Below are 262 nucleotides of genomic sequence, written 5' to 3'. Positions count from 1 at the left end.
CGCAATTCCTGCCGCACGCTTTTGCCTTCGCCCGCGCCACTTCCGCCGATGGTGCCAAGCGTGGTCGCTGGTCCGGGTTTGCCATCATAAAGCGTCAGCCGCATCCCCTCCAGATCGACGGCTTCGTCAGCGGCGCGGAGAAACTCGGCCGCATTGTATGGGCTGTAGATGAACCCGCGCAACTCGCGCGATCCGTCTACTTCACCGAAAACCGGCATATAAATCAGGAACCCAGGCTGCCCGCCTGCGCGTGTAAGGTTGC

The 262-nt window shown here is 61.8% G+C and carries 1 protein-coding gene; it reads right to left on the bottom strand.

Features of this window, described 5'->3' with window-relative positions; all coding sequences use genetic code 11:
• Nucleotides 1-262, bottom strand: a 262-nt coding sequence (locus tag RYX56_RS23220; protein ID WP_317124240.1) for a CHASE domain-containing protein, incomplete at both ends; no start/stop codon positions are given.

It is taken from the genome of Alkalihalophilus lindianensis, from assembly GCF_032843265.1.
In the GTDB taxonomy this organism is placed as follows: Bacteria; Bacillota; Bacilli; order Bacillales; family Bacillaceae_D; genus Alkalihalophilus; species Alkalihalophilus lindianensis.
This window is presented reverse-complemented; position numbering and strand designations above follow the sequence as displayed.